The 24,674-nt window shown below is 68.1% G+C and carries 18 protein-coding genes and 1 pseudogene; 10 read left to right on the forward strand and 9 right to left on the reverse strand.

Translation table 11 applies throughout. The features are described from left to right. Nucleotides 1–99 precede the first annotated feature (99 nt). The gene (locus A176_RS21665) at nt 100–957 is read left to right on the forward strand and encodes a tetratricopeptide repeat protein (protein ID WP_049872352.1); all 858 of its coding nucleotides are present in this window, start codon (nt 100–102) and stop codon (nt 955–957) included. Next, entirely contained in the window at nt 954–3,083 is a 2,130-nt protein-coding gene (locus A176_RS21670) for a putative metal-binding motif-containing protein (RefSeq protein ID WP_002639052.1), read from the forward strand. Before A176_RS21665 ends, A176_RS21670 begins: the two co-directional genes overlap by 4 nt. Nucleotides 3,084–3,129: 46 nt before the next feature. Here the strand turns inward: A176_RS21670 and A176_RS21675 are convergent, their stop codons facing one another. Next, on the reverse strand, nt 3,130–5,262 hold the full coding sequence (locus tag A176_RS21675; RefSeq protein WP_002639051.1) for a serine/threonine-protein kinase: 2,133 nt from the start codon (nt 5,260–5,262) through the stop codon (nt 3,130–3,132). Between the two features lie 128 nt (nt 5,263–5,390). On the opposite strand from A176_RS21675, the gene A176_RS21680 reads away from it, so the two are divergent. Further along, nucleotides 5,391–6,521: a serine/threonine-protein kinase gene (locus tag A176_RS21680; RefSeq protein ID WP_002639050.1), complete on the forward strand. Its 1,131-nt coding sequence runs from the start codon at nt 5,391–5,393 to the stop codon at nt 6,519–6,521. After that, a complete protein-coding gene (locus A176_RS21685) occupies nt 6,518–7,468 on the forward strand; it encodes an RluA family pseudouridine synthase (protein ID WP_002639049.1) in 951 nt (316 codons plus the stop codon). Before A176_RS21680 ends, A176_RS21685 begins: the two co-directional genes overlap by 4 nt. Before the next feature lie 9 nt (nt 7,469–7,477). Here A176_RS21685 and A176_RS21690 read toward each other — a convergent pair whose 3' ends face one another. After that, nucleotides 7,478–7,891 (reverse strand): secondary thiamine-phosphate synthase enzyme YjbQ, encoded by a 414-nt coding sequence (locus A176_RS21690; protein ID WP_002639048.1) that lies wholly within the window; start codon nt 7,889–7,891, stop codon nt 7,478–7,480. Between the two features lie 48 nt (nt 7,892–7,939). Between A176_RS21690 and A176_RS21695 the strand changes: the two genes are divergently transcribed. Then, nucleotides 7,940–9,148: a DNA polymerase IV gene (locus A176_RS21695; RefSeq protein WP_002639047.1), complete on the forward strand. Its 1,209-nt coding sequence runs from the start codon at nt 7,940–7,942 to the stop codon at nt 9,146–9,148. A gap of 212 nt (nt 9,149–9,360) precedes the next feature. Here A176_RS21695 and pcnB read toward each other — a convergent pair whose 3' ends face one another. From pcnB to A176_RS21730, 7 genes and pseudogenes are all read right to left on the reverse strand, one after another. Beyond that, a complete protein-coding gene (gene pcnB / locus A176_RS21700; RefSeq protein WP_002639046.1) occupies nt 9,361–11,085 on the reverse strand; it encodes a polynucleotide adenylyltransferase PcnB in 1,725 nt (574 codons plus the stop codon). 389 nt (nt 11,086–11,474) lie between these two features. Beyond that, nucleotides 11,475–12,515: a phosphatase domain-containing protein gene (locus A176_RS21705; RefSeq protein ID WP_002639045.1), complete on the reverse strand. Its 1,041-nt coding sequence runs from the start codon at nt 12,513–12,515 to the stop codon at nt 11,475–11,477. Beyond that, the gene (gene plsX, locus A176_RS21710; protein ID WP_044890124.1) at nt 12,512–13,549 is read right to left on the reverse strand and encodes a phosphate acyltransferase PlsX; all 1,038 of its coding nucleotides are present in this window, start codon (nt 13,547–13,549) and stop codon (nt 12,512–12,514) included. Before plsX ends, A176_RS21705 begins: the two co-directional genes overlap by 4 nt. A gap of 10 nt (nt 13,550–13,559) precedes the next feature. Then, nucleotides 13,560–14,846, reverse strand: a complete 1,287-nt coding sequence (locus A176_RS21715) for an MFS transporter (RefSeq protein ID WP_002639043.1) — start codon at nt 14,844–14,846, stop codon at nt 13,560–13,562. A gap of 90 nt (nt 14,847–14,936) precedes the next feature. Then, nucleotides 14,937–16,950 (reverse strand): annotated as a pseudogene (gene gltC / locus A176_RS21720) (adventurous gliding motility protein GltC). Further along, entirely contained in the window at nt 16,947–17,717 is a 771-nt protein-coding gene (locus A176_RS21725) for an outer membrane beta-barrel domain-containing protein (RefSeq protein ID WP_002639040.1), read from the reverse strand. The pseudogene gltC and the gene A176_RS21725 overlap by 4 nt, the downstream one beginning before the upstream one ends. Beyond that, nucleotides 17,714–18,541, reverse strand: coding sequence for an outer membrane beta-barrel domain-containing protein (locus A176_RS21730; protein ID WP_002639039.1), 828 nt, complete (start codon nt 18,539–18,541; stop codon nt 17,714–17,716). Before A176_RS21730 ends, A176_RS21725 begins: the two co-directional genes overlap by 4 nt. A gap of 275 nt (nt 18,542–18,816) precedes the next feature. Between A176_RS21730 and cglC the strand changes: the two genes are divergently transcribed. The 5 genes from cglC (at nt 18,817) to purK (ending at nt 24,674) form a co-directional block, all read left to right on the forward strand. Further along, nucleotides 18,817–19,326: an adventurous gliding motility lipoprotein CglC gene (gene cglC / locus A176_RS21735; RefSeq protein ID WP_226994409.1), complete on the forward strand. Its 510-nt coding sequence runs from the start codon at nt 18,817–18,819 to the stop codon at nt 19,324–19,326. 96 nt (nt 19,327–19,422) lie between these two features. Beyond that, entirely contained in the window at nt 19,423–20,865 is a 1,443-nt protein-coding gene (locus A176_RS21740; RefSeq protein ID WP_002639037.1) for a vWA domain-containing protein, read from the forward strand. Nucleotides 20,866–21,031: 166 nt separating this feature from the next. Continuing rightward, complete coding sequence (locus tag A176_RS21745) at nt 21,032–22,846, forward strand: AMP-dependent synthetase/ligase (protein WP_002639036.1); 1,815 nt, start codon at nt 21,032–21,034, stop codon at nt 22,844–22,846. 191 nt (nt 22,847–23,037) lie between these two features. Further along, the gene (gene purE / locus A176_RS21750; protein WP_002639035.1) at nt 23,038–23,535 is read left to right on the forward strand and encodes a 5-(carboxyamino)imidazole ribonucleotide mutase; all 498 of its coding nucleotides are present in this window, start codon (nt 23,038–23,040) and stop codon (nt 23,533–23,535) included. After that, complete coding sequence (purK, locus tag A176_RS21755) at nt 23,532–24,674, forward strand: 5-(carboxyamino)imidazole ribonucleotide synthase (protein WP_002639034.1); 1,143 nt, start codon at nt 23,532–23,534, stop codon at nt 24,672–24,674. The genes purE and purK overlap by 4 nt, the downstream gene beginning before the upstream one ends.

Raw genomic sequence — 24,674 nt, forward strand, 5'->3', positions numbered from 1 at the left:
TTGTCCTGCTGCGGCAAACCGCGCCCCTATCACCCACGGGAGCCGTGCGATTCCTGCCGAAACCTGGACAGGCGAGCAGAGCTGGTAAGCTCACCTGTCATGGCAAGCCACTCTCTCAAGAAATTCACCATTCAAGGGTGGTTCCTGAGCTACGCCGTCCTGATGCCAGGATTGGCGCTCGGGCAGCAACCGGCGGGCTGGGTCGCACAAGCCAACAAGAGCGATTCTCCGTTCCGTTCGCGACTTGAAGCCGCAGCTCGCCTTTATGAAGAGCTTGAGTATGAACAGGCGCTGAAAGAGTTCGACAAGGCCAGGCGACTGGCCAGCAACGACGACGAACTCGTAGAGGTGCGAGTCTATGAAGGGATTGTCCTCGCGGACCTGGGGCAACGCCCCAAAGCCCTCAAGGCCTTTCGCGAAGCCTTGTCCCTGCGCCCCGACGCCGACCTCCCTATCAAGGTGTCTCCAAAGGTGGCGCGGGATTTCGAGGACCTGCGCGCCAAGGCGCGAAGCAATGCCGCGCCCCTCCACACGCAAGAGCCATCACCGGCTCGCGCGGAAGCCGAAGACCGTCCGATTCTTGCTCCCCAGGATGCGAGCGAAGCGGCGTCGAGCCCTCCCCAGCCTGTTGAACCCGCTCCCCTCACAGAAATGCGAGGCACGGTAGGGCCCCCGAAGTCCGCGGGGCTCCGCGTCCAGCCGCTCCCGTTGGCCCTGCTTGGCGCGGGTGTCGTCGCCGGAGGCGTAGGGAGCTACTTCGGGCTGCGCTCGCGGAGCAATATCCAGAGCGCCCGTGAAGCCCTCTTCGTCGACGAGCAAGCCCGCTATCTGGATTCGGCACGAGGCCAAGCGCTCGGAGCCAACGTTCTGTTTGGCATCGCGGTGACGGCAGCGGTGGGCGCGGTCACCACCTATCTCCTCACCGATGAAAATTCGAGTTCGCGAGGCACACCATGAGCCGCCTTCTTTCATTGTGCCTGGCGTGGGTCCTTACCGCATGCACGGTGCCCAGTATCGAGGAACTGCATCCGTGCGACATTGCGAGCATCACGGGCGCACAGGTCGACGCGGTGTTGGGTGACAAGGCGACCTGCCGAGCAATTCGGGTGACCATCCGTTCCGCGGGCTTCGTTCCAGGCTGTGTCTCAGTGAAGGTTCGGGATGAGCGAAGACCCGTAGAACTCTCCACGTTCGTGACTCGCACGAGAGACGTACTCGTCATCGGGGTGTTGCCCCCGAAGGACTGGAGCCCTGACCTCCAAGTCGAAGCAATTGCTTACGAACAGTCCTGCGAGTCCGGATTGTCCGTGGTGAGCGCCACTTCGCGGGCACCACTGAAGTCAAACGAGCCCGTGGACGTAACGCTGTCGCTTCAAGCAACGGACGCGGACGGGGATGGATATGTCAGCGTATTCACCGGCGGCACGGACTGCAATGACAACAACGCCGCCATTCATCCCGGCGCGGCTGAACTCTGCAACGACGTGGACGACAACTGCAATGGCATCTCGGACCAAGTGGAACTCTCCCTTGGACAGAGTTGCACGATGGGAGTGGACTGCCCCGGCATCCGCGCGTGCGGCCAGGACGGCGGCGTCATCTGCAACGCACCAGATGCCGTCTACGCCTATCCCGACAGGGACCAGGACGGCCGGGGTGACATGCACGCGGAGCCGCTCGCGTTCTGCGCGGGCATCGGCGCCGGCTACGTCCTGGGGCCCGCGGATGACTGTGACGACACCAATCCCAGCATCCGGCCCGGTGCCCCCGAGCTCTGCAACGGCGTGGATGACAACTGCGATGGGGCCATTGATGAGACGTTCCCGCAACTTGGCGCCGCCTGCGAGGTGGCCGGTCAATGCCCCGGCACGCAGGTTTGCGACACCTCGCAGACGGGCACTACCTGCCAGGCCACGGTGCCCGTCAGCACCTGGTCTTTGGACGAAGACGGAGACGGCTTTGGCGGTGGCTTGGCGGTTCAGGCCTGCACCTCTCCGGGGCCGGGGTTCGTTGATCGGGACGGAGACTGCAACGACGGCAACCCGTTCACCTATCCCGGTGCCCCCGAAATCTGCGACGGCCTGGACAACAACTGCGACGGTAGTCCCGACGGCCCCGGCGTGTGCCCGGAGGCTGGCGCCAGCTTCGTGCCCCGGCTCGTGGGTGCGCCGGAGCGGCAGTGGCGATCCATCTTCACCGAGACGCCGGGAGATGTGACGGTCGTGGGCAACATGGGCGGCGTCGCCGTCCTCACGCCTGGCTCGACGACATTCCAGCTCAGCCCCGCGGGTTCGGGATGCGGCAACGACAACCCTGGCTACAACGCCGTCTGGGTCGACATGGCCGACCTGGGCCGCGGCTACATGGGCTCGTCGGCCTCGGGCCTGCTCAGGTTCTTCGTCCGAAGCGAAGATACCTGCACGCAAGCCCACCAACTGAACAACGTCGTGCAAGGGCTCGTCGGATTCCGACACAACGGCGCACTGGAAATTCACGGCGTCACGTCGACATTCTCAGGCAACCAAGGGCTGACCTTCCTCTGGAACGGCGGGAACGGCGCGGGGTCACTGACAACATGGTTCTCAACGGTTGCGCCCCTGTACGACGTACACGGACGCTCACGAACAGCGCTGTTCGCGGTCGGCGGCTATGACACAGGCAACAACAGGGCCCGCATCTATCGATACACCAGCGACAGCAGCCCGTGGCAAACCGAGGATGTCCAAAACTCCATTCCCACCCTGGGAAGACTCCAGGGCGTCTGGGTGGTGAACGACAAGCTCGCATTTGCCGTTGGAGACTTCTACAGCGGAACAAACTCGGTGGTTCGCTGGGATGGCAACACCTGGAGCCGGATGCCCTTCCCCGACACGCACAATGAGAGCCTGACGTCCGTCATCGCGTTCGGTGCCAACTCCGTCTACATCACCGCGCAGAGCGGCCGCGTCTACCGGTACAACGGCACGCAGTGGCAAATCATCCACGAGGACACGAGCGCCCGCTTCAGGGACATCGCCGGAACCAGCCCCGCGGACCTTTGGATCGCTGGCGATAATGGCCAGATCTTCCACTGGCCACAGTAGGCCCAAGCCTCCTCAGTCCCGTGTGCCCGGGACTGAGGCGCTCGGCTCATTCCAGCTCGAGGTTCAACTTGAACACGTTGGACTGGCCCGCCTTCACGTCGATGGTCTGGGTCACGTCCTTGCCCAGGACCTTGTTGACGATCCGCACGGTGTGGCGGCCTTCCGGCACCTCCACTGCGGCGAAAGGCGTCTGGCCTAGGACCTTCCCGTCGAGCGACACCACGGCATAGGGACGGATGCGGAACTCCAGCCGTCCTTTCGCGACCACTGCGGCCTTGTGCACCGGCGCACTCTCACGAACGCGCGGCGGACTGGCAGGTGGCGTCGACCGTGGCTCGGGAGATTCAGCTTTCGCGACCGCGGGGACCACCACCGCGCTTTCCGGAGGATGGCTCGCGCCCGCTGGCTGAACGTCCCGTGGGGGACTCGTGGGTACAGGCGCTTTCGCCTCCGGGGTTTCTTCAGCGGGGACAGGCACCCGCGCACGGTCAGCCCGCTGGACGCCCTGCGAATCAGCCACCGACTCCGCGACAATCACGGGCTGGGCCTTGCGCTGACGCGCTGGCTCGGAGGGACGCTCCACCACCGGCAAGGGCGGCGGCGTGACGCGAACCGGCGCGTCCTCACGCGCACCACCGCCCATCAACGCAATGCCCCCGCCCACCGCCAGAACCACCAATCCGCCCACCACCGCGACATTCAACCCGGAGCGCTTCGCCTTCAGCGGCGCGAGATACTCCGTGCTCCGGGTATGCACGGCATCGTCCGAATCCGCCGCGGGTGTGCGCGTGGGAGCGGTGGACACATCAGGAACCGCCGAGGCGACCGCCGCCATCGCCACGGCATCCTCGTTACGCTCCAGCTCGGAGGCCCGCCTCGACGCGGCCGGGCGCACGGTTTCGCGGGGCTCATTCGCTTGCGGCGCCAGCCGCTCCCGCGCCCCACTTCGAGTGCCGCGAGTGGAGGCACCGGACCGAAGCTGGGGACTCTTCACGACCACCGGATAGGACGGGAGCGTGTCACGCACTCCAGGCGACTGCGCCTCCATCTCTCGCACGGTGTTGGCCACGGCCATCGGCATGGGCGTCGTCGGTGACGTCGACGCCAGCGGTGCTGGCGCGGCGGGGACCTCCAACGACTGGGGCATCGGCGGCGTCGATGACGGAGAGTCCACGGGCATCTCCATGGACGAAGCCCGGGCCACCGGCTTCGGCTCCTGGGGCACGGCCCCCTGACTCCCACCGTAGGACGGCGCCGAACCCGATATCGGGCCCTCCGACACGAACTGCGCGATGCGCTGGGAAATCTGATACGCGCCCACCGGCTCGCCCGTGGACAGAACGAAGCGCTCCAAATCGTCCTGAAGCGCGCGGCAGTCCGGGTAGCGCCGCTCGCGGTCCTTCGCCAGCGCCTTGTCGAGCACCTGCTGCAACGCCACGGGCACGTCGGGCCGACGCTGCGCCACCGGGATGAACGACTCGAACAGAATCGCCTGCATCACGCTCACGTCCGTCGTCGCGTCGAACGGCCGCTTGCCCGTGAGCAACTCGTACAGCACCACACCGAGCGCGTAGACATCCACCCGCCGGTCCATGCCCTTGGCCTGGAGCTGCTCGGGCGGCATGTACGCCACCTTCCCCTTCACCACACCCGTCAACGTCCGGTGCCCCTGCCCCGCCACCTTGGCGATGCCGAAGTCCACCACCTTCACCGCGCCCTGCCGCGACACCAGGATGTTGTCCGGACTCACGTCGCGGTGAATCAGGCCCAGCGGCTCGCCCGTCTCCACGTCGCGAAACTCGTGCGCGTACGCCAGCCCCTCCGCCGCGAAGGCAATCACCTTCGCGCAGAACGCGGGCGGCAACGCCTCCTCCGCCGCCCGCTTCACCAGCTTGCGCAGGTTCGGCCCGTCGATGAGCTCCATCGCCAGGAAGAAGCTGCCCTCGGCCTCGCCGAAGTCGAAAATCTGCACGATGTTCGGGTGCTCGAGCTGCGCCGCCAGCCGAGCCTCCCCCAGGAACATCTCCACGAACGCCGGGTCCTCCGCGAGATGCGGGAGGATTCGCTTGAGCACAAGCGTCTTCTCGAAGCCGCGTGGACCCGCGGCCTTCGCCAGGAAGACCTCGGCCATGCCGCCAGACGCAAGCTTTCGCACGAGCTGGTACTTCCCGATTCGCATTTATTCGGGTTCTCCCAGGTTTGTCGGAAAAGTAAAACCGCCCGCCGCCGGTTCTGCCGGACTCCGAGCAATCAGGCGTTCCTATCGTTGACCGTGACACGACGTGGTCCGTAGGATTTCGCCACCCCATGCCCCCGAAGGTCATCGGTCCCTACCGCGTTCTGGAGACGCTTGGCAGTGGCGGGGCAGGAACCGTTTATCGGGCCCTGGACCGCCGAACCACCGACGAGGTCGCGCTGAAGCTGCTTTCGGCCGGCCCCGCACGGGACGCCCGAGCCGCGCGCAGGCTCGCCCGCGAATTCGACACGCTGGTCGACCTGTCTCACCCCAACGTCGTGAAGGTGTTCGAGTCCGGCGTCCACCAGGGCGTGCCGTACCTGGCCATGGAGCTCATCGAGGGCCTCACGCTGCGTCATTACCTCGACCTGGGCAGCGACGACCGCATCTCCCCGCCAGGTGGCCACACCCCTCGCAGCCCCTTGTCCGTGCTGCGCACCGCCGACGACGACTTCGGTCCCTCCAGCCACCGCATCTCCGACGACTCGATGGATGAATCGGAGGACTCGGACGACAGTCCGCACGACGGCACCTTCGGCCTGGAGGCCTTCGCGGAAGAGGCGCCCAGCGAAGACCTCGAGAGCTTCGCCGGAGGCGCGGACCTCGGCTCGGATGACTCGTTGGAAGGCTTCGCCCTGCCGCCGCCCACGCCGAGAGCGCCCCCGCCCGAAGGCGCCCCCCGTGACGAAGACCTCAACCGGCCCGAGCGCCTGGGGCGGCTCAAGGACGCCATGCTCCAGATTTGCGAGGCGCTGGCCTACATCCACGGGCACGGGCTGGTGCACCGCGACCTCAAGCCGTCCAACATCATGGTGGACGATGACCGCCAGGTGCGGCTGATGGACTTCGGGCTCGCCAAGTTCCTCGCGGACGACGCGGCCATCACCGAGGCGGGCAAGCTGGTGGGCACCTACCGGTACATGGCGCCCGAGCAGATTCTGGGCGAGCCCCTGGATGGACGTTCCGACCTGTACAGCCTGGGGGTCATCCTCTATGAGCTGCTCAGCGGGCGGCCCCCCTTCGACGCGAACACGCCGCACGAGCTCTGGCGGCAGGTGCTGGAGACGGAACCGCCCCCCGTGCTGGCGCTGAACCTTCATGGGGACCCGCAGCTCGCGCGCGTCGCCCATCGCCTCATCCGCAAGGAACCGGACGACCGGTTCCAGACGGCCGAGGAAGTCTACGAGGCCCTGTCCGAGTGAATCCCTCCAAGCTGCACACCCTCACCGTGGACGCCGACAAGGCGGGCCAGCGGGTGGACCTGTTCATCGGTGACGCGCTGGGCCTGTCGCGCGCGCGCCTCAAGCGCCTCTTCGAGGCCGGCGCCGTGAAGGTGAATGGCCGCCCGGCGAAGAAGGGCCTGACGCTCACCGCCGGCCAGCGCATCGACGTCGAAGTCGAGGAAGAGTCGCGCGAGGCCGTGCCCGACACGGAGTTCCCGCTCACCGTGCTGAACGAGGACGACGCGCTCGTGTTCGTGGACAAGCCCGCTGGCCGGCCCTCCCATCCGCTTCAGTCCGGCGAGACGGGCACGGTGGCGAATGCGCTCGTCGCCCGCTATCCCGAATGCGCCCAGGCCTCCGTGGACGCTCGCGAGGGCGGCCTGTGCCACCGGCTGGACGTGGAGACCTCGGGCGTCGTCGTGGCCGCGCGGACGCGGGATGCGTGGAACGCGGTGCGCGAGGCCTTTGGCACCCGCGCCGTGGACAAGCGCTACCTCGCCCTGGTGACGGGCCCGCTGACGGACGAGGGGGACATCGAAATCCCGTTGCGGCACCACCCCCGGCATCCAGACCGCGTGGAGCCCGCGCCCCACGGCGCCGAGGATGCCCGGGAAGCGGTGTCCAAGTTCACGGTGCTGTCGCGCTCGGGGGACTTCAGCGTGGTGGAGGTGCGCATCCTCACCGGCGTCCTGCATCAGGTGCGCGCGCATCTGGCGGGCATCGGCGCGCCCATCGTCGGAGACAGCCTCTACGGTGGCCGAGAGGCCCCCGGGCTGGGGCGATTCTTCCTGCACGCCCGCTCGCTCGGGCTGACGCACCCGGTGACGCGCCAGCAGATGACGGTGAGCAGCCCCCTGCCCCCGGAGCTGCGCGCGGAGTTGGAGCGGCACGGACTCCCCCTGCCGCGAGGCGAGCAGCGGGATTGAGCGCCGTTGTCACTCCCCCATCACCTTCACGATGACGCGCTTGCGCCGCTGGCCGTCGAACTCCGCGTAGAACACCTGCTGCCAGGGCCCCAGGTCCAGCTTCCCGTTGGTGACGGGGATGATGACCTGGTGGTGGACGAGCATCGACTTCAGGTGCGCATCGCCGTTGTCCTCGCCCGTGCGGTGGTGCCGGTAGTCCGGGCCCGCGGGCGCCAGGTGCTGAAGCCACTCCCAGATGTCTTCGTGGAGGCCGGGCTCGTCGTCGTTGACGAAGACGCCCGCGGTGATGTGCATGGCGGAGACGAGGACCATTCCGTCCTGGATGCCACACTTGCGGACCAGTGAGGCCACCGTGTCGGTCAGGCGGACCAGCTCGCGCCGCTCCCGCGTCTCGAACCACAGGTATTCCGTCAGGCTCTTCATGTCGGTCTCCGCCAGGCGTCAGAGGGCCCCATTACAATGACTCACATCATGCGAGCCATCATCCACGTCGACATGGATGCCTTCTATGCGTCCGTGGAACAGCGGGACAACCCAGCCCTGCGGGGCAAGCCGGTCATCGTGGGCGGTCACGCCCAACGCGGCGTGGTGGTCGCCGCATCCTACGAGGTCCGCCCCTTCGGCGTGCGCAGCGCCATGCCCATGGCCCGGGCCACGAAGGCCGCGCCCCACGCCATTGTCGTGAAGCCTCGCTTCTCCGCGTACGCCGAGGCCAGTGAGCAGGTGTTCGCCATCTTCGAACGCTATACACCGCTCATCGAACCGCTCTCGTTGGATGAAGCCTTCCTCGACGTGACGGCGTCCGTGGGCCTCTTCGGCACGCCCGCGGACATCGCCCGGCGCATCCGCAAGGAGATTGCCGACGAGCTGAACCTGCCCTCCTCCGCGGGCGTGGCCACGGTGAAGTTCGTGGCGAAGATTGCCTCGGACCTCGCCAAGCCCAACGGGCAGCGGGAGGTGCGCGCGGAGGAGACGGTGGCGTTCCTCGCGGGCCTGCCGGTGTCACGCCTGTGGGGCGTGGGGCCGAAGACGGAGGAGGCGCTCAAGCTGGCCGGGCTGAAGACGATTGGGGATGTGGCGGGCAGGGACTTGGAGTGGCTGGAGGACCGGCTGGGCTCCAGCGGGCGGCACCTGTGGGAGCTGTCCCAGGGCATCGACACGCGCGAGGTGGTGCCGGACCGCGCGGCCAAGAGCGTGGGCGCCGAGGACACCTTCGACGAGGACCTCGCGGGGACGGAGGCGCTCAAGCCGCACGTGCATGCCCAGGCCCTGCGCGTGGCCCGGCGGCTGCGGCGCGCGGCGCTGAAGGGGCGCATCGTGCAGCTCAAGTTGAAGTTCTCGGACTTCACGCTCATCACCCGGCGCACCACGCTGCGCGAGGCCACGGATGATGGGCAGACGCTCTACCGCGCCGCGCTGGAGCTGCTGGAGAAATCACACCAGGGCAAGCCGCTGCGGCTCACTGGCGTCAGCGTGCAGTTGGACGAGGAGCCGCCCCAGCTTGGCTTGTTTCCCGCCGCCGCGCCGCGCACGGCGAAGCTGAACGCGACGTTGGACAAAATCGCGGAGCGATTCGGCAGCAAGGCCATCACCACCGCGGACATCGCGGGCAGCGAAGCCACCGACAATCCAGACCACCGCTCCGAGCGGCCCGTGGACAAGAGCGGGCCGAAGCCCTGAGCCGCGAAGGCGCCTCATCCTTGCGAGGCGTGCGTTGCCCCTTCGCAGGGCTACCGACAGCGCCAAACGGGCCGAAGTCCTGAGCCGCGAAGGCGCCTCATGCCATCAAGGCGTGCGTTGCCCCAGCACGGAGGCTCAACGCTCGCGCGTTGGCGGGCCCGCGCCCAACAGACTCGGCCCGGAGTCGTGCCCCGAGCCGAGAGACGTCACCCTCAGGCGTCGCCCGCGTCCGAGCTCGACTCGGAACCACCGGCGCTGTCGCCAGAAGAGCCATTCGAGGAGGGACGGCGACGACGGCGGCGGCGCTTGCGCTTGCGCTGCCCACCAGAATCCCCATCACTCTCACCGGCGGCAGAGCGCGGCTGCGGCACCTCGCCGGCCTTCCATGCCTCCAACTGCTCGCGGTTCTCACCCGTGGCCTCCACCGTCATCTCGAAGACGGTGAGGGCCTCGTTGAAGAGCGGGTGGCGCTTGAACGCGGCGCTGCGGCGGCGGCGCTCGCCCGACAGCGTGCGCTGGGCCAACAGCAGCATGCGGCAGCGCTCGGCGATGCGGCGCGGCAGGCGCGCGGACTGGACGAACCCGGCCAGCAGGTCCTCCACCACCTGGGACACAGAGGCGCGGCCACCCTCCTGCGTCTCCTCGGGCCCCGTCGTGCGGCTGATGGGAATCAGCAACATCGCCAGCAGGATGGCGTCGTCCAGCGCCTCGCCGGAGGACACGCGCCGGTCCAGTGACTCGGCGAAGGCATAGAAGGTCTTCTCCCCTTCCTTGCCGTGCTGCTTGAGGTAGGCGTTGACGGGCGGCAGCAGGATTTTCAGCGCGTCCAGCGCGTCCAACAGCTTGAGCGCCGGAGCGGACACGCCGCCGCGGATGAGCCGGAAGGTCTCCTCCAGCAGGCGCGCGGGAGCGCAGCGCGGCAGGTCCTCCACCGCGCCTTCCATGGCCGCGTACGTGCGCGACTCGATGTCCAGCTCCAGCTTCGCCGCGAAGCGCACGGCGCGCAGGATGCGCACCGGGTCCTCACGCATGCGCACTTCCGGGTCGCCGATGGTGCGGATGAAGCGCTCGTCCAGGTCGCGGCGACCCCGGACGTAGTCAATGACGCGCCCTTCGGCAACGTCATAGAACAGGCCGTTGATGGTGAAGTCGCGGCGGCGCGCGTCTTCCTGGGCCGTGCCGAAGACGTTGTCGTGGGTGATGAGCAGGTCCTCACCGTCCCCGTCCTCCTCGCCGCTGTTGGCGTTCGCGGCGGCCTCCAGCTCCGTCGGATTCGCGCGGAAGGTGGAGACCTCGATGATCTTCCCGCCCTTGAAGTAGACGTGCGCCAGCCGGAAACGGCGGCCAATGAGCCGGCAGTTCCGGAAGATGCCGCGCACCTCGTTGGGCGTCGCGCTGGTCGCGATGTCGAAGTCCTTCGGCTTGCGCCCCAGCAGCAGGTCGCGCACGCAGCCGCCGACCATGTACGCCTGATGGCCGTGCTGGTGCAGACGCAGCACCACCTTCAGCGCGTCCGGGTCCAGCTCGTCCGGGTCGATTTCCGCCGGCTCACCGGTGGGCCGCACGTGCGGCGCATGCAGCGCGCGCTCCGCGGGCGTGGGCTCCGGCTCGGGCTCGAGGACGGTGGGCACCTCCTCCAGGTCCTCGTCACGGGCCTCGGCGGCGTCCTCCGCCTCGGCGGCGGCGAGCACCGCCTCGGCGGCCTCCGCGCCCAGGACGGTTTCATCCAGGCCGTTGTCGGAGGCGTCCGCCTCGTCGTCTTCCTCTTCTTCGTCGTCCGACTCAGCGTCGGCGTGAGCGGGGGGCGGGAACGCCGGCTCGGCAGGGGTGGCGGCCTGGGCTTCGAGGGTCTCTTCGGGGGCCTGCGCGTTGGCGGCCTGGGGCTCGGAGGCGCTGTCCTCTTCGGGGGGCGCCGACAGCTCCGGATTGGAGTTCATGGGGACCTCTTGTGCGCCGCGCTCGGAAGTCCCTGCCGCCTCGGGAGAGGCAACCTCGCGCGCGTCGTTCTCGGGCGCAGGTGGCAGCAGACCGCCGGCAGGCGGCGTTTCAGTCAAATCTCGCGTCATCAGCCAGTGGCGCCCCACACGGAGCGCTTGATGGCCAGCCGTCTATACCGCATCCTCCGGGTAGGGAGTAGCGAGTGACGACATTGTTGTCGGATGTCGTCGGCTGGCGGGGCGTATCGCCTGCCCTCCTGTTCCGGGCCTCGGGACGGGGAACGCGTTTTCACTGTCCTGTATCAACACCCCAGCGCCGGAAAACGTTCTGGGGCCGGGCCACGCGGGGAACGCAGGTCCGCCACCAGGGCAGCCAGGCAGGCCGCGCCCTACCCGGGCTTGGACCGGCCCTTGTGGTTTCTCGGCAGCGCGTGGTGGATGAGGGACACGTAGTCCACCGCCTGGACCGGCGGCGGCGGCGGGGGCGTGCCCAGCGCGGCCAGGCGCTTGCTGAACGCGGCCAGGATGTCCGGCATGGGCCGCATCGCCGCGAGCAGCTTGTTGGGCCCCTCCAGCGCCTGGGACAGCGCCACCGCGGCCTGCTGGAGCGGCAATCCGCGCCGCAGCAGGTCCTGGAAGGAGTTGGACAGGGTGATGATGTTGTGCCCCGCCGTCTGCACCATCTCCACCGCGATTTTCAGCACCTGCGGCGCCGTCAGGTGGCCATCCGCCAGCAGCACCAGCGCGGCCTGGAAGTAGTTGAAGATGGGCACCACGCGGGGGCCATACGCCGTGAAGTGCGCGGGCGGCGTGAGCCGGTCCAGGTGGATGAAGATGCGGCGCACCGGGTCGCCCACCGGAATCTTCTTCCATGCCTCGCGCACGCGAATCGCGTCGTCCGGGTAGACGCCGCCGGCCTCCAGCACCTGCGACAGCACGCGTTCATCCACGCGGCCGGCAATCAGGTCCGCGAAGAGCGAATAGATGAACGCGTCCGCCTCCGCGTCGTCACCGAAGAGGACTTCCTCCGCCTCCACGGGCGCGTGCACGCGGCTCTCCAGGATGGCGGGCAGCTTGTAGCCCACCTGCCCGCGCAGGGCCCGGAAGCGGCCGCGCAGCAGGTTGCCCACGTTGTCCTTGAGGACGAACTCGTCCCACCGCACGCCGTCCAGCTTGAGCTTCTCCTCCAGCACGGCCCGCATTTGCTTCGGGCTGCCGGAGACGATGCACAGCCGCGAGTCGCCGTTCTCCGACAGCTCGCGGATGAGCGCGCTGGCGCCGGGCACGGCCACCTTCTGGTGGGCCTTCTGGAACGCCGTCCGCACCAGGTCGCGGAGCGAGTCGAACTCCGTCTGGAGGTACGTCTTGTCCAGGTCCCACCGGTAGATGCGCCGCGGCGGTCGCGGATCGATGCGGTCCGGCAGGCTCACTTCGTCAGGCCTTCCCGGATGGCGGCGCCCAGGTTGTTCGACACCACCTTCGCCGCGACCTTGCCCGCGTTGGCGATGGCCCGCGACTTCGAACGCCCGTGCGCCTTGATGAAGATTTTATCGAACCCGAGGATGGGCGCCCCGCCGTACTGGTTCCAGTCCGTGATGTCCTTGATGCGCTGGATGCCGCTGGACAGCATGGCCAGGCCCGCGCGCCACCGGAGGCTCTCCTTGTAGGCGTACTGGGCCAGCTCCACCACGGTGTCGTGGACGCCTTCCAGCATCTTCAAGCACACGTTGCCCACGAAGCCGTCGGTGACGATGACGTCCGCGGTGCCCTTCGGGATGTCGATGCCCTCCACGTTCCCGATGAAGTGGATGTCCTTCATCTCCGACAGGCGCGCGTGCGCCTCCACCACGCGGGGCGGGCCCTTCTGCGGCTCGATGCCGTTGGACAGCAGCGCGACCTTGGGCCGGTCGTTCTGCGAAATGATGCGCGCGTAGGCGGAGCCCATCACCGCGAACGTCACCAGGTCGTCCGCGGTGGCCTCCACCGTGGCGCCCACGTCGAGGATGAGGGAGAACGGGTCGCCCTTCGCGCCGCGCACCGAGCGCGTCGGGTACACCGTGGCCAGCGCCGCACGCCGCACCCCGGGGATGAGCTGGAAGTGCCGGGCACACGCCAGCACGCCCGCGCCCGTGTTGCCCGCGGACACCAGCGCCTGGGCCTCGCCCTCCGCCACCAGCCGCGCGGCCACCGCCACGGATGCGTTCGGCTTGCGCGCCAGCGCCTCACCGGGCTTCTCGTCCATGCCGATGAAGTCCGCCGCGTGCTGCACGGAGATGCGCTCGCCGTTGTGCTTCGTCTCCGCCAGCGCCTCGTCGATGAGCGAGCGGTCCCCCACCAGAAGCGTATGGATGTGGGGAGACTCGAGCGACAGCATCGCCGCTCCCCGGACCACCTCGGCCGGGCCGTGGTCCGTTCCCATGACATCGAAGGCAATCGTCACCGGTTGCGGCTGCGTCCCCACCATGTCCTCCATCTTAGGACCTTTGTTCGGCCCCCGCGCCTGCCATTCTCGCCTGCGTCACCAGGGACAAGCCCAAAAGTCCCGACAACGCCACCATTGCCGCCGCCGTCCCATACGGCGCCCCCGGCCCCAGTCGGGTGAAGAGCCACCCGCCCAACGCCGGCCCCAGAATCCGCCCCAGTGAGCCAAAGGCCTGGTAGGCCCCCAGCACCGCCCCCAGCCGCTCCGGCGGAGCATGCAGGGATACCAGGGCGGACAGACACGGCGTCACCAACGCCGAGCCCACCGCCAACAGCCCCATCACCGGGAAGAGCCACGCATAGTCCGGCGCCACCGGCAACAGGGCCAGTCCGGCCGCCGTCAGGCCGAAGCCCACCGTGGCCAGCAGCGCCTCGCGCCCGGGCTTGCTGCCCGGCCCCCCCGTCAGCCGGCGCACCAGGCCGCCCTGCACGAGCACCGAAATCACGCCAATGGCCGCGAAGAGCCAGCCCGAGCGCAGGCTGGCCTCGCGCAGCACGTCCAGGTCCGTCACCGCCGCGCGGAGGAACAACCCACCCTCCTGGAGCGGCACCGGGCCGGACGACAGGAAGCGCGTCAGCAGGTAGACGGAGAAGGTGCCCTCCATCTGCGCGAAGGCGGTGGTGAACACCAGCATCAGCACCAGGCACCGCCCCACCACCGGCAGGTTCATGGCCAGCGTGGCGCCCTTGAGCGTCCGCGCGTGGCCCTCGCCGGGACGGCCCGCCACGCGGGTCTCCGGCAGGTAGAAGTACGTGCCCGTCAGGTTGATGGCCACCAATCCCGCCGCGAACAGACCGATGGCGAGGTTGCCGCCCCAGGCGCCCAGGAAGCCGCCCAGCGCCGGTCCCAGCACGAAGCCCAGCCCGAAGGCCGCGCCAATCACGCCCATTCCCCGCGCCCTGTCCCGCGCAGGGGTGATGTCCGCCACCACCGCCTGCGCGGTGGAGATGTTGCCACCGGAGATGCCGTCGATGACACGCGCCAGGAACAGCAGCGGCAGCGACTGCGCGAAGGCGAACAGTAGGTACGCCAGCAGCGAGCCCACCTGACTCATCAGCAGCACGGGCCGGCGGCCGTACCTGTCACTGAGCCGGCCCAGCACCGGGGCCGACACCAACTGCATCAACGAGTAGATGGAGATGAGGAGCCCCACCGTGAAGGGCGAGGCGCCGAACCGCACGCCGTACACGCCCAACTGGGGAATCAGGATGCCGAACCCGATGAGGTCCAGCGCCACGATTCCGAAGACGACACGGAGTGACGCCGCCCGCCGCACCACCGGATGCCCCTTTGCGCAAAAGAAAACCGCCAGGGCGCGAAGATAGCGCCCCGGCGGCTGGAATGGGGAGAAGTCCTGGGCCGAAGCGCGTTACATCGCCTCGGCGGACTGGACGCCACGGTTCGCGGTGTCGCGCTCGATGCAGCCCTTCGTCATCGTGTACTGGTAGGTGCCCAGCTCGTCACGCCAGTACTCGCCCTCGTACGGCCAGTAGAGCTGGTCGTCCTGCACGGCGACGGAGTACTTGTACTTCTTGACGATGGCCGTGCGGCCGCCCGCCTTGAGCTGCTCCTCCAGGAACTCCTTCTCCTTGGTGGTCGTCTCGAACTTGATGCGCAGGCCGTTTGCGAGGAGCTGCTTGAGCGCCACGAGCTCCGTCTCCAGCTTGCCCTTGGCCATGATGCCGGCCTTCGGAGATGAGCGCCGTGCGCTGCACCTTGAGCCCGTCCAGCAGGGACTTGCTCAGCTCGGAGTACTTGAAGGTGTCCGGCCGGTTCGCGAAGGCGTCCATCTCCCCCTCGAGCTCGAGGATGGAGTCGTTCGTCTTGCGCAGGTCCTGGTCCGTGAGGGCCAGCCGGAGGATGCGCTCCAGGATGACGTCCGTCTCGTTCTTCTCCAGGCCTTCCTTGTTCTTCTTCTGAACCTCGGCCAGCACCGAGTAGTACTCGCTGGCGTCCATGTTCTTCTTCACATGCGCCTCGAGCTGGTCGTGGACCGGCAGGTAGGTGCGCTCGAAGTCCTGGAGGATGATGTTGGACTCCCGGTAGCGGCAGTTCTCGTAATAGATGACCGCCTTCAGGATGAGGGCCTCCGGGAAGTACTCCTCGCGGAAGAAGGGCGACGACAGGGTGATGAGGTTGCCCAGCGCCTGCTCGTACTGGCCCACGCGGTAGTTGGCCCAGCTCGACTCGAAGAGCGACTCCAGCCACTGGGTGTTACCGCGCTCCACCTTGCCCAGGTAGAAGAGCGCGAAGCGGTTCTGCTGCATGCCGTAGTGCGTCCGGGCAAGCTGCATGAAGGCCAGCTCGCGCAGCGACTTGTCCAGCTTCGCCTGCTCGGCGCTCTTGCCCGCCACCGGACGGGTGAGGCGCACCACTTCCTTCATCGCCTCGATGGCCGCCAGCATCTCGCCGTTGGCCCGCTTGGACGCCGCGTCCTTCTGACGGCTGCCGTTGCGGAAGGAGGACAGACCCTCCAGGTACTTGGCGCGGGGGAAGAACGTGTCCGTCTGCGGGATGGTGAGCGCCAGGCGCTTCACTTCCGCGAAGCTCTTGTCCGCCTCCTCCGGCTGCCCCACCTGGTCCAACGCGCGGCCACGCACGAAGTGGTAGCGCGCCAGCAGGTAGCGGAACTCGTTGCGGTACTTCTCCGGGAACTCCTGGTTCGCGTGCCGGGCAATCTCGTCGAGGATGACCGTCTCGTTCTTCGTCTTGCGGCTGATGAAGAACAGCCACTCCAGGCTCGTCTTGAAGAACTTGGTGGACGGCCCCAGGGAGAGGATCTTGGAGAACTCACCCAGGGACGAGTGGTACATGCCCATGCGGTAGAGCGACTTGGCCAGCACGTAGCGCGCCTCGGTGTGCAGGCCCGCCAGCTTCGGGTCTCCCAGCAGCTCGTGCGCCGCCATGGAGGCCTTCTCGTACTCGTCGTTCTTGAAGAGACTGACGGCCACTTCCAGGCGCTGGCGGTCGGCCGTCTTGCCGGAGACGTCCACCGCGTCGAAGGACATGGTGGGCGCGGCCGGCTTGGGCGACTCCTGCGTCAGGTCCAGCCCCATGCCCGTGTTCGCCGGCGGCGCGGCGGGGGTGGGCGAAGGCGCGCGCGCGGGCGTCGTCGACTCCGAGGCGGGCGCCACGGAAGAAGACGTGTCGTCGGCGGAGGTGTCGTCGTCGTCCCCGTCATCCTCTTGAACGGGCGCGGCCTTCGACTTGTCGGTGCGGGCCTTGCCGCGGGCGGGCTTCTTCTTCTTGCCCGTGGGACGCTTCTTCTTCTTGGACTGACCGGACAGGTCCAGCCCCTCGAAGCTCTGCGCGAACGTGGGGGCCGTCCATGCGAGCGACAGCCCGATGACGGCGACGCGGATGAGCCGAATGGAGCGCATCATGACTCGGACCCGAAGAAGAAGGAGACGCCCAGCTCGAACAGGAGCTGGTTGCGCAGGTAGTTGCCGGAGACCTCGGTGCCCTTCTCCACGTAGATGAGGTCACGCAGCTCGGTGCGCAGCGTGATCCACCGGTTGAGGAAGAAACGCGCGCCCACGCCCAGGTTGGCGCCGGGGGTCAGGTAGTTCTGCGCCAGGCTGCCCGGGGTCTCGCCGGGACCGCGGTACTGCACCACGGAGGCACCCGCGATGCCGTACAGGTCGAAGTGGACGAACGTCTCGGCCAGCAGCGACACCTTGCCGTAGATGGGCGCCCACTGGACGTCCGCGCCGCCCAGCAGCCGGATCTGCCCGGGGGCGTTGCCGTCGAGCTCGTCCATCGTGGGAGGCACGCAGCCGCGCGTGGAGCCTTCACCACCGTCGCCGAAGGTGCACTTCTGCGCCGCGCCCGCCACCGTGTTCACGGAGTAGCCCACGCGCAGGCTGATGCCCAGCGTCTCCATGGGGTGGTAGGTCAGCGTGCCGCCGAAGATGTACTTGCTGTAGAACGCGTCACGCAGCGACAGCGTCGCGGACGGGCTGAACTCGAAGCGGCCCTTCTTGAGGAACACGTGGCCGGAGACCGGCCGGACGCGCTCACGCAGGGGCCCGAGCCGGTCCTTGTCCACCTCGGACACGTCGCCGGCCTCCGTCTCCTCGGCCGTCTGGGCGAACCCCAGCGCGGGCGCGGTGAGACACAGGGCGAGAAGCACACGAAGAAGGCGCTTCATTCGGAGTCCCTCCCCGTCGACTTGAAGGGCAGGAACAGCGAGATGCCTGCGTTGAGCGTCATGACGTTCTGGATGGCGCCCTTGCTGCTGCCCAGGGGCTGATCCACATAGGAGGTGTTGATGAGGGCCACGTTCACGGCGATGTAGTCCTGGGCCACGAAGCGCATGCCCAGGCCCAGGTCCGCGGCCGGATTGAGCCCCCGCCCTGGAAGCGCCGAGGTCTCCGTCCTCACCACGCCCGCGCCCGCCAGCAGGTAGCCGTCGAAGTGGAGGATGGAGTTGAGGAAGGCCACCTTGCCGTAGATGGGGCTCCACTCCACGTCGCCCATCGCGGACCACTGGGGCACGGAGTAGAAGATCTTGCTGTTGAAGGTCCGCTTGGCGGTGCGCACGTCATCCGACGGCACCACCTGCATCGCCGTCGCGCGGGCCGAGATGGCCAGCGTGTCGGCCAGGTAGTAGGCGCCCCGGACCGCCAGCCCCACCTTCGAATAGAAGGGGTCGTTGACCGAGAGGCTCAGGAGCGGCGTCAGCTCGAAGCGGCCCTTCTTGAGGTAGACCTTCCGCTGGACGCTCTTCACCCGGTCTTCCTGGGTGATGTCCACCAACGGCAACTGCGGATCCGCTTCCAATGGCTCGTCCGCGGGGCGGGACGCCGCGGCCGGAGTGGCCTCCTCGACGGGAGGAGGCACGGGTGATTCTGCGTCCTGCGATGACTCGGCCTGCGACTCGTCGGTGAGGTCGAGTCCCATGCCTTCCTGGCTCTGAGCGGATGCCAGCGCGGGCACCAGACACAGGGCGAGCAGCAACTTGGGGCGGTTCAAATCCGGAGGCTCCGTGAGGGAGGGGGGCGTAACTGCCACCGGGGGTTCAGCGCGACTCTCGGCTTGCACATCCTATCGGTCGTATTCCCAACCATCAACCGCTCCGAGCACGCCTGCTCTCGACCTATCCCTCCGGTATTCCTTCATAATTCCACCCGTCGCACCGTCGTACGGGGACGTTGGTGTTCCAGGGGGCTGTGCTACCCTTCCCGGGCTCGCGGGCCCGAGGTCCCGTGCCCCATCCCCCCTTTGTAGAGGTCCGAGGTCCCATGAAGATGTTCGTGCGAACCGCCCTCATGATGTCCACCGCGCTGCTGCTGGGTGGCTGTGAGGTGGCCAGCGAGATTGGCAAGCCCTGCACGCTGGTGCGCAAGGCGACCCCCGAAGAGGAGGCGGCCAACAACTCCCGCACCATGCCCATCCTGGAGCGTGAGATCGCCCCGCGGCAGGACTTCATCTCCTTCGGCTCCGTCGAATGCGAGGACCTGATCTGCGTGCGGGATCAGGACTACCCCCGCGCCCTCAACGAGGACGGCTCGCTGAACGAAAACGCGCCGGCGCGCGGCTACTGCACCAAGCCCTGCGTCGAGGGCGGCTCGTCCTGTGACGTGACGGACACCAACGACGTGAACCCGGATCTGCCCGGCCGCATGTCGTGCCGCTCGCTGCTGTTGGATCAGGACACGCTGGAGGCGCTGCGCTCCGCGGATGAAGCCTTCTACCGGCGCACGTTCGGCGAGAACAACTCGCCCTTCTTCTGCGCCGGCGCGCTCATCCCGCGTTAGGCCACCCGACACTTTTCGCGCGGAGGGGTAGACCTTTCCGCGCGGCTGGTTCGTAAAGACAGGGCCCGCGCCGTCTTCCGCAAGGAGCCCTGTCGCATGAACCGAACGGTCCTCTTCCTCAGTCTGGCTGGTGGCCTCGCGCTCACCGCCCTCGTGCTCGGCCTTCCGCAAATGGGGGCCGGCACCCCGAAAGAGCCCCACACCGTCTCGGTCCTGACGCCGCCTCCCCCGCCGCAGCCGCCGCCTCCTCCCGTCGCCCCGTCCACCACGGGCGGCTCGCTCACGCTGACGAGCCGGCTGTCGCATCCGTACATCCCCGCGGGCGCCTCCGAGCTCTTCGCCACCTTCGACGTGACGGGCGCCCAGGTCCCCGGCGCGAAGCGGAGCCCGGTGAACCTGGCGCTCGTCATCGACCGCTCGGGCTCCATGAGCGGTTACAAGCTGGCGCAGGCGAAGCAGGCGGCGCGGCACCTCATCGGCTTGTTGAACGACGAGGACCGGCTGGCCATCGTCCACTACGGCTCGGACGTGAAGAGCCTGCCGGCCATGCAGGCCACGGCGGGCAACCGCGAGCGGATGTTCCAGTACGTGGACGGCATCTGGGACGAGGGCGGCACCAACATTGGCGCGGGCCTGTCCACGGGCCGCTACCAGTTGTCCACCGCGCAGCAGTCCTTCGGCGTCAACCGCCTCATCCTCATGAGCGACGGCCAGCCCACCGAGGGCCTCACCGCGGACGCGGACCTGACCGGCCTGGCGCGCGAGATGCGCGCCTCCGGCATCACCCTGAGCGCCATTGGCGTGGGCACCGACTTCAACGAGGACCTGATGCAGGGCTTCGCCGAGTACGGCGCAGGCGCCTACGGCTTCCTCGAGGACGCCGCCCAGCTCTCCACCCTCTTCCAGAAGGACCTGCAGCAGGCCGGCACGACGGTGGCGCGCGCCGTGACGATGACCTTCACCCTGCCCGCGGGAACGTCGCTGGGTGAGGTGCTCGGCTACCGCGCCAGCCAGACGGGCAATGAAGTGCAGGTGGCGTTGCCGGACTTCTCCGCGGGCCAGTTGGAGCGCGTGGTGGTGCGGCTCAACGTCAGCGGCGACGCGGTGGGCAGGACGGTCCCCGTGGTGGACCTGAAGCTGGCGTACTCCGACCTCATCCGCGACGCCGCCGCGCTGAACACCGCCTCGCTGTCCGCGGTGGTGACGGACCGGCGCGAGGAAGTGGCGGCCCGTCAAGACCGCGACGCCACCGTCTATGCCGCCCGGGCGCGCAGCGCGGTCAACATGCAGAAGGCCGCCGAGGCGCTCAGCGAGGGCCGCAAGGACGAGGCGAAGCTCTACCTGCAACAGAACCAGGCCCTCTTCCGCGAGACGAGCGCCGTCGCCGGTGCCGCCGCGGTCGCCACCGACCAGGCAGAGCAGCAGGCCGCGCTCGACGAGTACGACAGCGCGGAGGGCGAGGACGCGCGGCGCTCGCTCGTGAAGAAGAGCAAGGTGAAGGCGCTCAAGAGCTTCGGGAAACTGGGATCCACCTACTGATGTAACGGACTACGGGTTATCCGGGAGACCCGCCGCACTGCGTCGTGTTCACGATCGTGTGCAGGCGGGTCGTGAAGTTTCACGAAGGGGCCCACAGAGGATGCATTCAGCTCTAAGCTATGGCACCTCAAATCAACCTGTTTCCCAAACCAGTGGAGCCCCCCTCATGCAGCTCCCGCAGTTCCAGACGCTGATCGACATCTTCAAGCGCAGCACCTCCACCTTCGGCAGCCGCGAACTCTTCGGAGAGAAGAAGAACGGGCAGTGGGTCTGGACGACCTACTCTCGCTTCGGGGAGATGGTCGACGACCTGAGAGGGGGGCTCGCGCAGTTGGGCGTGGGCGCGGGCGACCGCGTGGCCGTCATCTCCAACAACCGCCTGGAGTGGGCCGTGGGCGCGTACGCCACGTACACGCTCGGCGGCGCGTACGTCCCGATGTACGAATCGCAGCAGGTGAAGGAGCTGCAGTTCATCATCAACGACAGCGGCGCCAAGGTCGTCTTCTGTGCCACGGATGAAATCGCGCAGCGCCTGCAGGCCGTGCGCGCGGAGCTCCCGAACGTGGAGCACCTCATCCGCTTCAGCGGCACCACCAGCGACGCGGACAGCTTCGCGACGCTGCTGCGCCGGGGCGCGGAGACGCCCACGCCGCTGGTGAGCCCCAAGCCCACGGACCTGGCCGGCCTCATCTACACCTCCGGCACCACGGGACAGCCGAAGGGCGTGATGCTCAGCCACCAGAACATCGCCCGCAACGTGTCGGCGATGCACGAGGTGTTCCCCATGACGCCGGAGGACCGCTCCCTGGCCTTCCTGCCCTGGGCGCACGTCTTCGGGCAGACGGTGGAGCTGCACGCGCTCCTGTCCATGGGCGCGTCGATGGCCGTCGCGGAGGCGGTCGAGAAGATCATCGACAACCTCTCCGAGGTGAAGCCCACGCTGCTCTTCAGCGTGCCGCGCATCTTCAACCGCATCTACGACGGCCTGCAGAAGCGCATGGCCGGCGAGAAGGCGGTGACGCGGTTCATGTTCCACCGCGGCCTCGCGGTGGCGGCCCAGCGCCGCGCGCTCGCGGAGCAGGGCAAGTCGAGCGGCTTGCTGGACCTCCAGCACGCCTTCTTCGACAAGGTGGTCTTCTCCAAGGTCCGCGCGCGCTTCGGCGGGCGGTTGAAGTACGCCTTCTCCGGTGGGTCGGCCATCTCCAAGGAGGTGGCGGAGTTCATCGACAACCTCGGCATCACCGTCTACGAGGGCTACGGCCTCACGGAGACGTCGCCCATCGCCACGGCCAACTTCCCGGAGAACCGGAAGATTGGCTCGGTGGGCAAGGCGCTGCCCGGCGTTCGCATCGAGATCGACACGGCGGCCACCGGCGAGGCGACCCAGGGCGAAATCGTCGTCCACGGTCACAACGTGATGATGGGCTACTACAACAAGCCCGAGGAGAACGAGAAGGTGTTCACCGGGAACGGCGGCTTCCGCACCGGTGACATGGGCCTCCTGGACAAGGACGGCTACCTCTACATCACCGGCCGCATCAAGGAGCAGTACAAGCTGGAGAACGGCAAGTACGTCGTGCCCAGCCCCATCGAGCAGTCGCTGACGCTCTCCACGTTCATCGCCAACGCGTTGGTCCACGGCATGAACAAGCCGTACAACGTGGTCGTCATCGTCGTGGACGTGGACACGCTGAAGAAGTGGGCCACGGAGAAGGGCCTGGACACGTCGTCCCTGCCCGAGCTGCTCAAGCGTCCCGAGGTGCAGCAGCTCTACCGCGAGCAGGTGAACGAGTTCACCCGTGACGTGAAGGGCTACGAGCGCCCGCAGCGCTTCCTGCTCACCAGCGAGGACTTCACCGTCGCCAACGACATGCTCACGCCGAAGATGAGCGTGAAGCGCCGCAACGTCGTGGCCCGCTACAACGACGCCATCGAAGCCCTCTACCGTGAGGGCAGCGACCGGTCCGTCTCCGCGGCCTAGCCGCCCAGGGTGCCGGGCAGGGGCTCTGTCCCCTGCCCCACCCCGTGTCCGGGTCCGCTCCGGGAATACAGGTAGGACGAGGTGCCATCCGCGTCACCCGTGCCTTTCCGTGTTGACCCGTGGAATCCCCCCGCCCTATCTCCGCGTTCCTCCTGGTTTCGGCTGCACAGCGCATGGAGGTGCGCACACCAATGGCGAGCACGGTCACCCCGTGGGTCGGGGTCATCATGGGCGGTAAGAGCGACCTGGAGCACCTGCAGCCCGCGATCGACATCCTCAAGGAGCTGGGCATCCCGCACGAGGTGCGCGTGGTGTCCGCCCACCGGACCCCGGACTGGATGATGGAGTACGCGTCCACCGCGGAGTCGCGGGGGCTGTCCGTCATCATCGCCGCCGCGGGCGGCGCGGCGCACCTGCCGGGCATGGTGTCGAGCAAGACGCTGCTGCCTGTCATCGGCGTGCCCATGCCCACGACGCTGCTCAGCGGGTTGGACGCGCTGCTGTCCATCGTCCAGATGCCCAAGGGCGTCCCGGTGGGAACGCAGGCCATTGGCAAGCCGGGCGCCGCCAACGCCGCGCTGCATGCCGCGGCCATCCTCTGTCTCAAGTACCCGGAGCTGCGGGAGCGGCTCGCGGCCTGGCGCAAGGCGCGCACCGACGAGGTGCTCGCGCACCGGGAGCTGTCATGAGCCCCCGCGTGGTGCTGCCCGGCGGCACGATTGGCATGCTGGGCGGCGGCCAGCTCGGGCGGATGATGGCCCTGGCCGCGCGCACGCTCGGCTTCCAGGTGCAGGCGCTGGACCCCGACGCGGACTGCCCCGCCCACTCCGTGGTGGACCGGTGCATCACCGCGTCCTTCGGTGACACGGCCGCGGCGGAGACACTGGCGCGCGCCAGTGACGCGGTGACGCTCGAAATCGAGAAGATTCCCCTCACCACGCTGGAGGCGGTGGCGCGGCATGCCCCCATGCGCCCGGGCGCCGAGGTGCTCCGCGTGATTCAGCACCGCGGCCGGCAGAAGGGCTGGCTCGCGAAGGGCGGCTTCCCGCTGGGCCCGTGGCGCGAAGCGCACTCCGCCGCCGAGCTGGCCGAGGCCATCCAGGCCCTGGGCGGACGCTGCTTCGTGAAGTCCAGCGAGGGAGGCTACGACGGCCGCGGCCAGGTGGAGGTGACGTCCGCCGACGAGGCCGCCACCGCGTGGCGCGAGCTGGGCGAGAAGTCCGTGGTCGTCGAGGCCGCGCTGGCGCTCCAGTCCGAGCTGTCCGTGCTGGTGGCGCGCAACCCCAACGGCGAGGTGGCGGTGTATCCGCCCGCCTTCAACCACCACGAGGAGCGCATCCTCGCGTGGTCGCTGCTGCCCGGGCCGCTGCCGCCCGAGGTGCTGTCCCGGGCCACGGAGGTGGCGCGTGGCATCACCGAGTCCCTCCAGGTGGAGGGCCTGCTGGTCATCGAGTTGTTCCTGCTGAAGGACGGCAGCCTGCTCGTCAACGAGCTCGCGCCGCGTCCGCACAACAGCTTCCACTCCACCGAGGTGGCGTGCCTCACCTCGCAGTTCGAGCAGGCGGTGCGCGCGGTGTGCAACCTGCCGCTCGGCTCGGTGGAAATCGTGCGTCCGGCGGCCATCGTCAACCTGCTGGGTGACTTGTGGCTGAAGGAGGGAGGCCCGCGCTTCCAGCCCGTGCTGGCCATGCCCGGCGTCCGCCTGCATCTCTACGGCAAGCGCGAGGCGCGCAAGGGACGGAAGATGGGCCACCTGTCCGCGGTGGGGACCTCACCCGAGGATGCCCTGGCGCGCGTGCAGGCCGCCGCCACCGCCTTGGGGATGTGA

Source organism: Myxococcus hansupus (assembly GCF_000280925.3).
Lineage (GTDB): Bacteria > Myxococcota > Myxococcia > Myxococcales > Myxococcaceae > Myxococcus > Myxococcus hansupus.

Coding starts and splice junctions, on each gene's coding strand:
- A176_RS21665 (WP_049872352.1), top strand. CDS start 100: ATGGCAAGCCACTCTCTCAAGAAATTCACCATTCAAGGGTGGTTCCTG.
- A176_RS21670 (WP_002639052.1), top strand. CDS start 954: ATGAGCCGCCTTCTTTCATTGTGCCTGGCGTGGGTCCTTACCGCATGC.
- A176_RS21675 (WP_002639051.1), bottom strand. CDS start 5,262: ATGCGAATCGGGAAGTACCAGCTCGTGCGAAAGCTTGCGTCTGGCGGC.
- A176_RS21680 (WP_002639050.1), top strand. CDS start 5,391: ATGCCCCCGAAGGTCATCGGTCCCTACCGCGTTCTGGAGACGCTTGGC.
- A176_RS21690 (WP_002639048.1), bottom strand. CDS start 7,891: ATGAAGAGCCTGACGGAATACCTGTGGTTCGAGACGCGGGAGCGGCGC.
- A176_RS21695 (WP_002639047.1), top strand. CDS start 7,940: ATGCGAGCCATCATCCACGTCGACATGGATGCCTTCTATGCGTCCGTG.
- pcnB (WP_002639046.1), bottom strand. CDS start 11,085: ATGAACTCCAATCCGGAGCTGTCGGCGCCCCCCGAAGAGGACAGCGCC.
- plsX (WP_044890124.1), bottom strand. CDS start 13,549: ATGGTGGGGACGCAGCCGCAACCGGTGACGATTGCCTTCGATGTCATG.
- A176_RS21725 (WP_002639040.1), bottom strand. CDS start 17,717: ATGAAGCGCCTTCTTCGTGTGCTTCTCGCCCTGTGTCTCACCGCGCCC.
- cglC (WP_226994409.1), top strand. CDS start 18,817: ATGTTCGTGCGAACCGCCCTCATGATGTCCACCGCGCTGCTGCTGGGT.
- A176_RS21740 (WP_002639037.1), top strand. CDS start 19,423: ATGAACCGAACGGTCCTCTTCCTCAGTCTGGCTGGTGGCCTCGCGCTC.
- A176_RS21745 (WP_002639036.1), top strand. CDS start 21,032: ATGCAGCTCCCGCAGTTCCAGACGCTGATCGACATCTTCAAGCGCAGC.
- purE (WP_002639035.1), top strand. CDS start 23,038: ATGGCGAGCACGGTCACCCCGTGGGTCGGGGTCATCATGGGCGGTAAG.
- purK (WP_002639034.1), top strand. CDS start 23,532: ATGAGCCCCCGCGTGGTGCTGCCCGGCGGCACGATTGGCATGCTGGGC.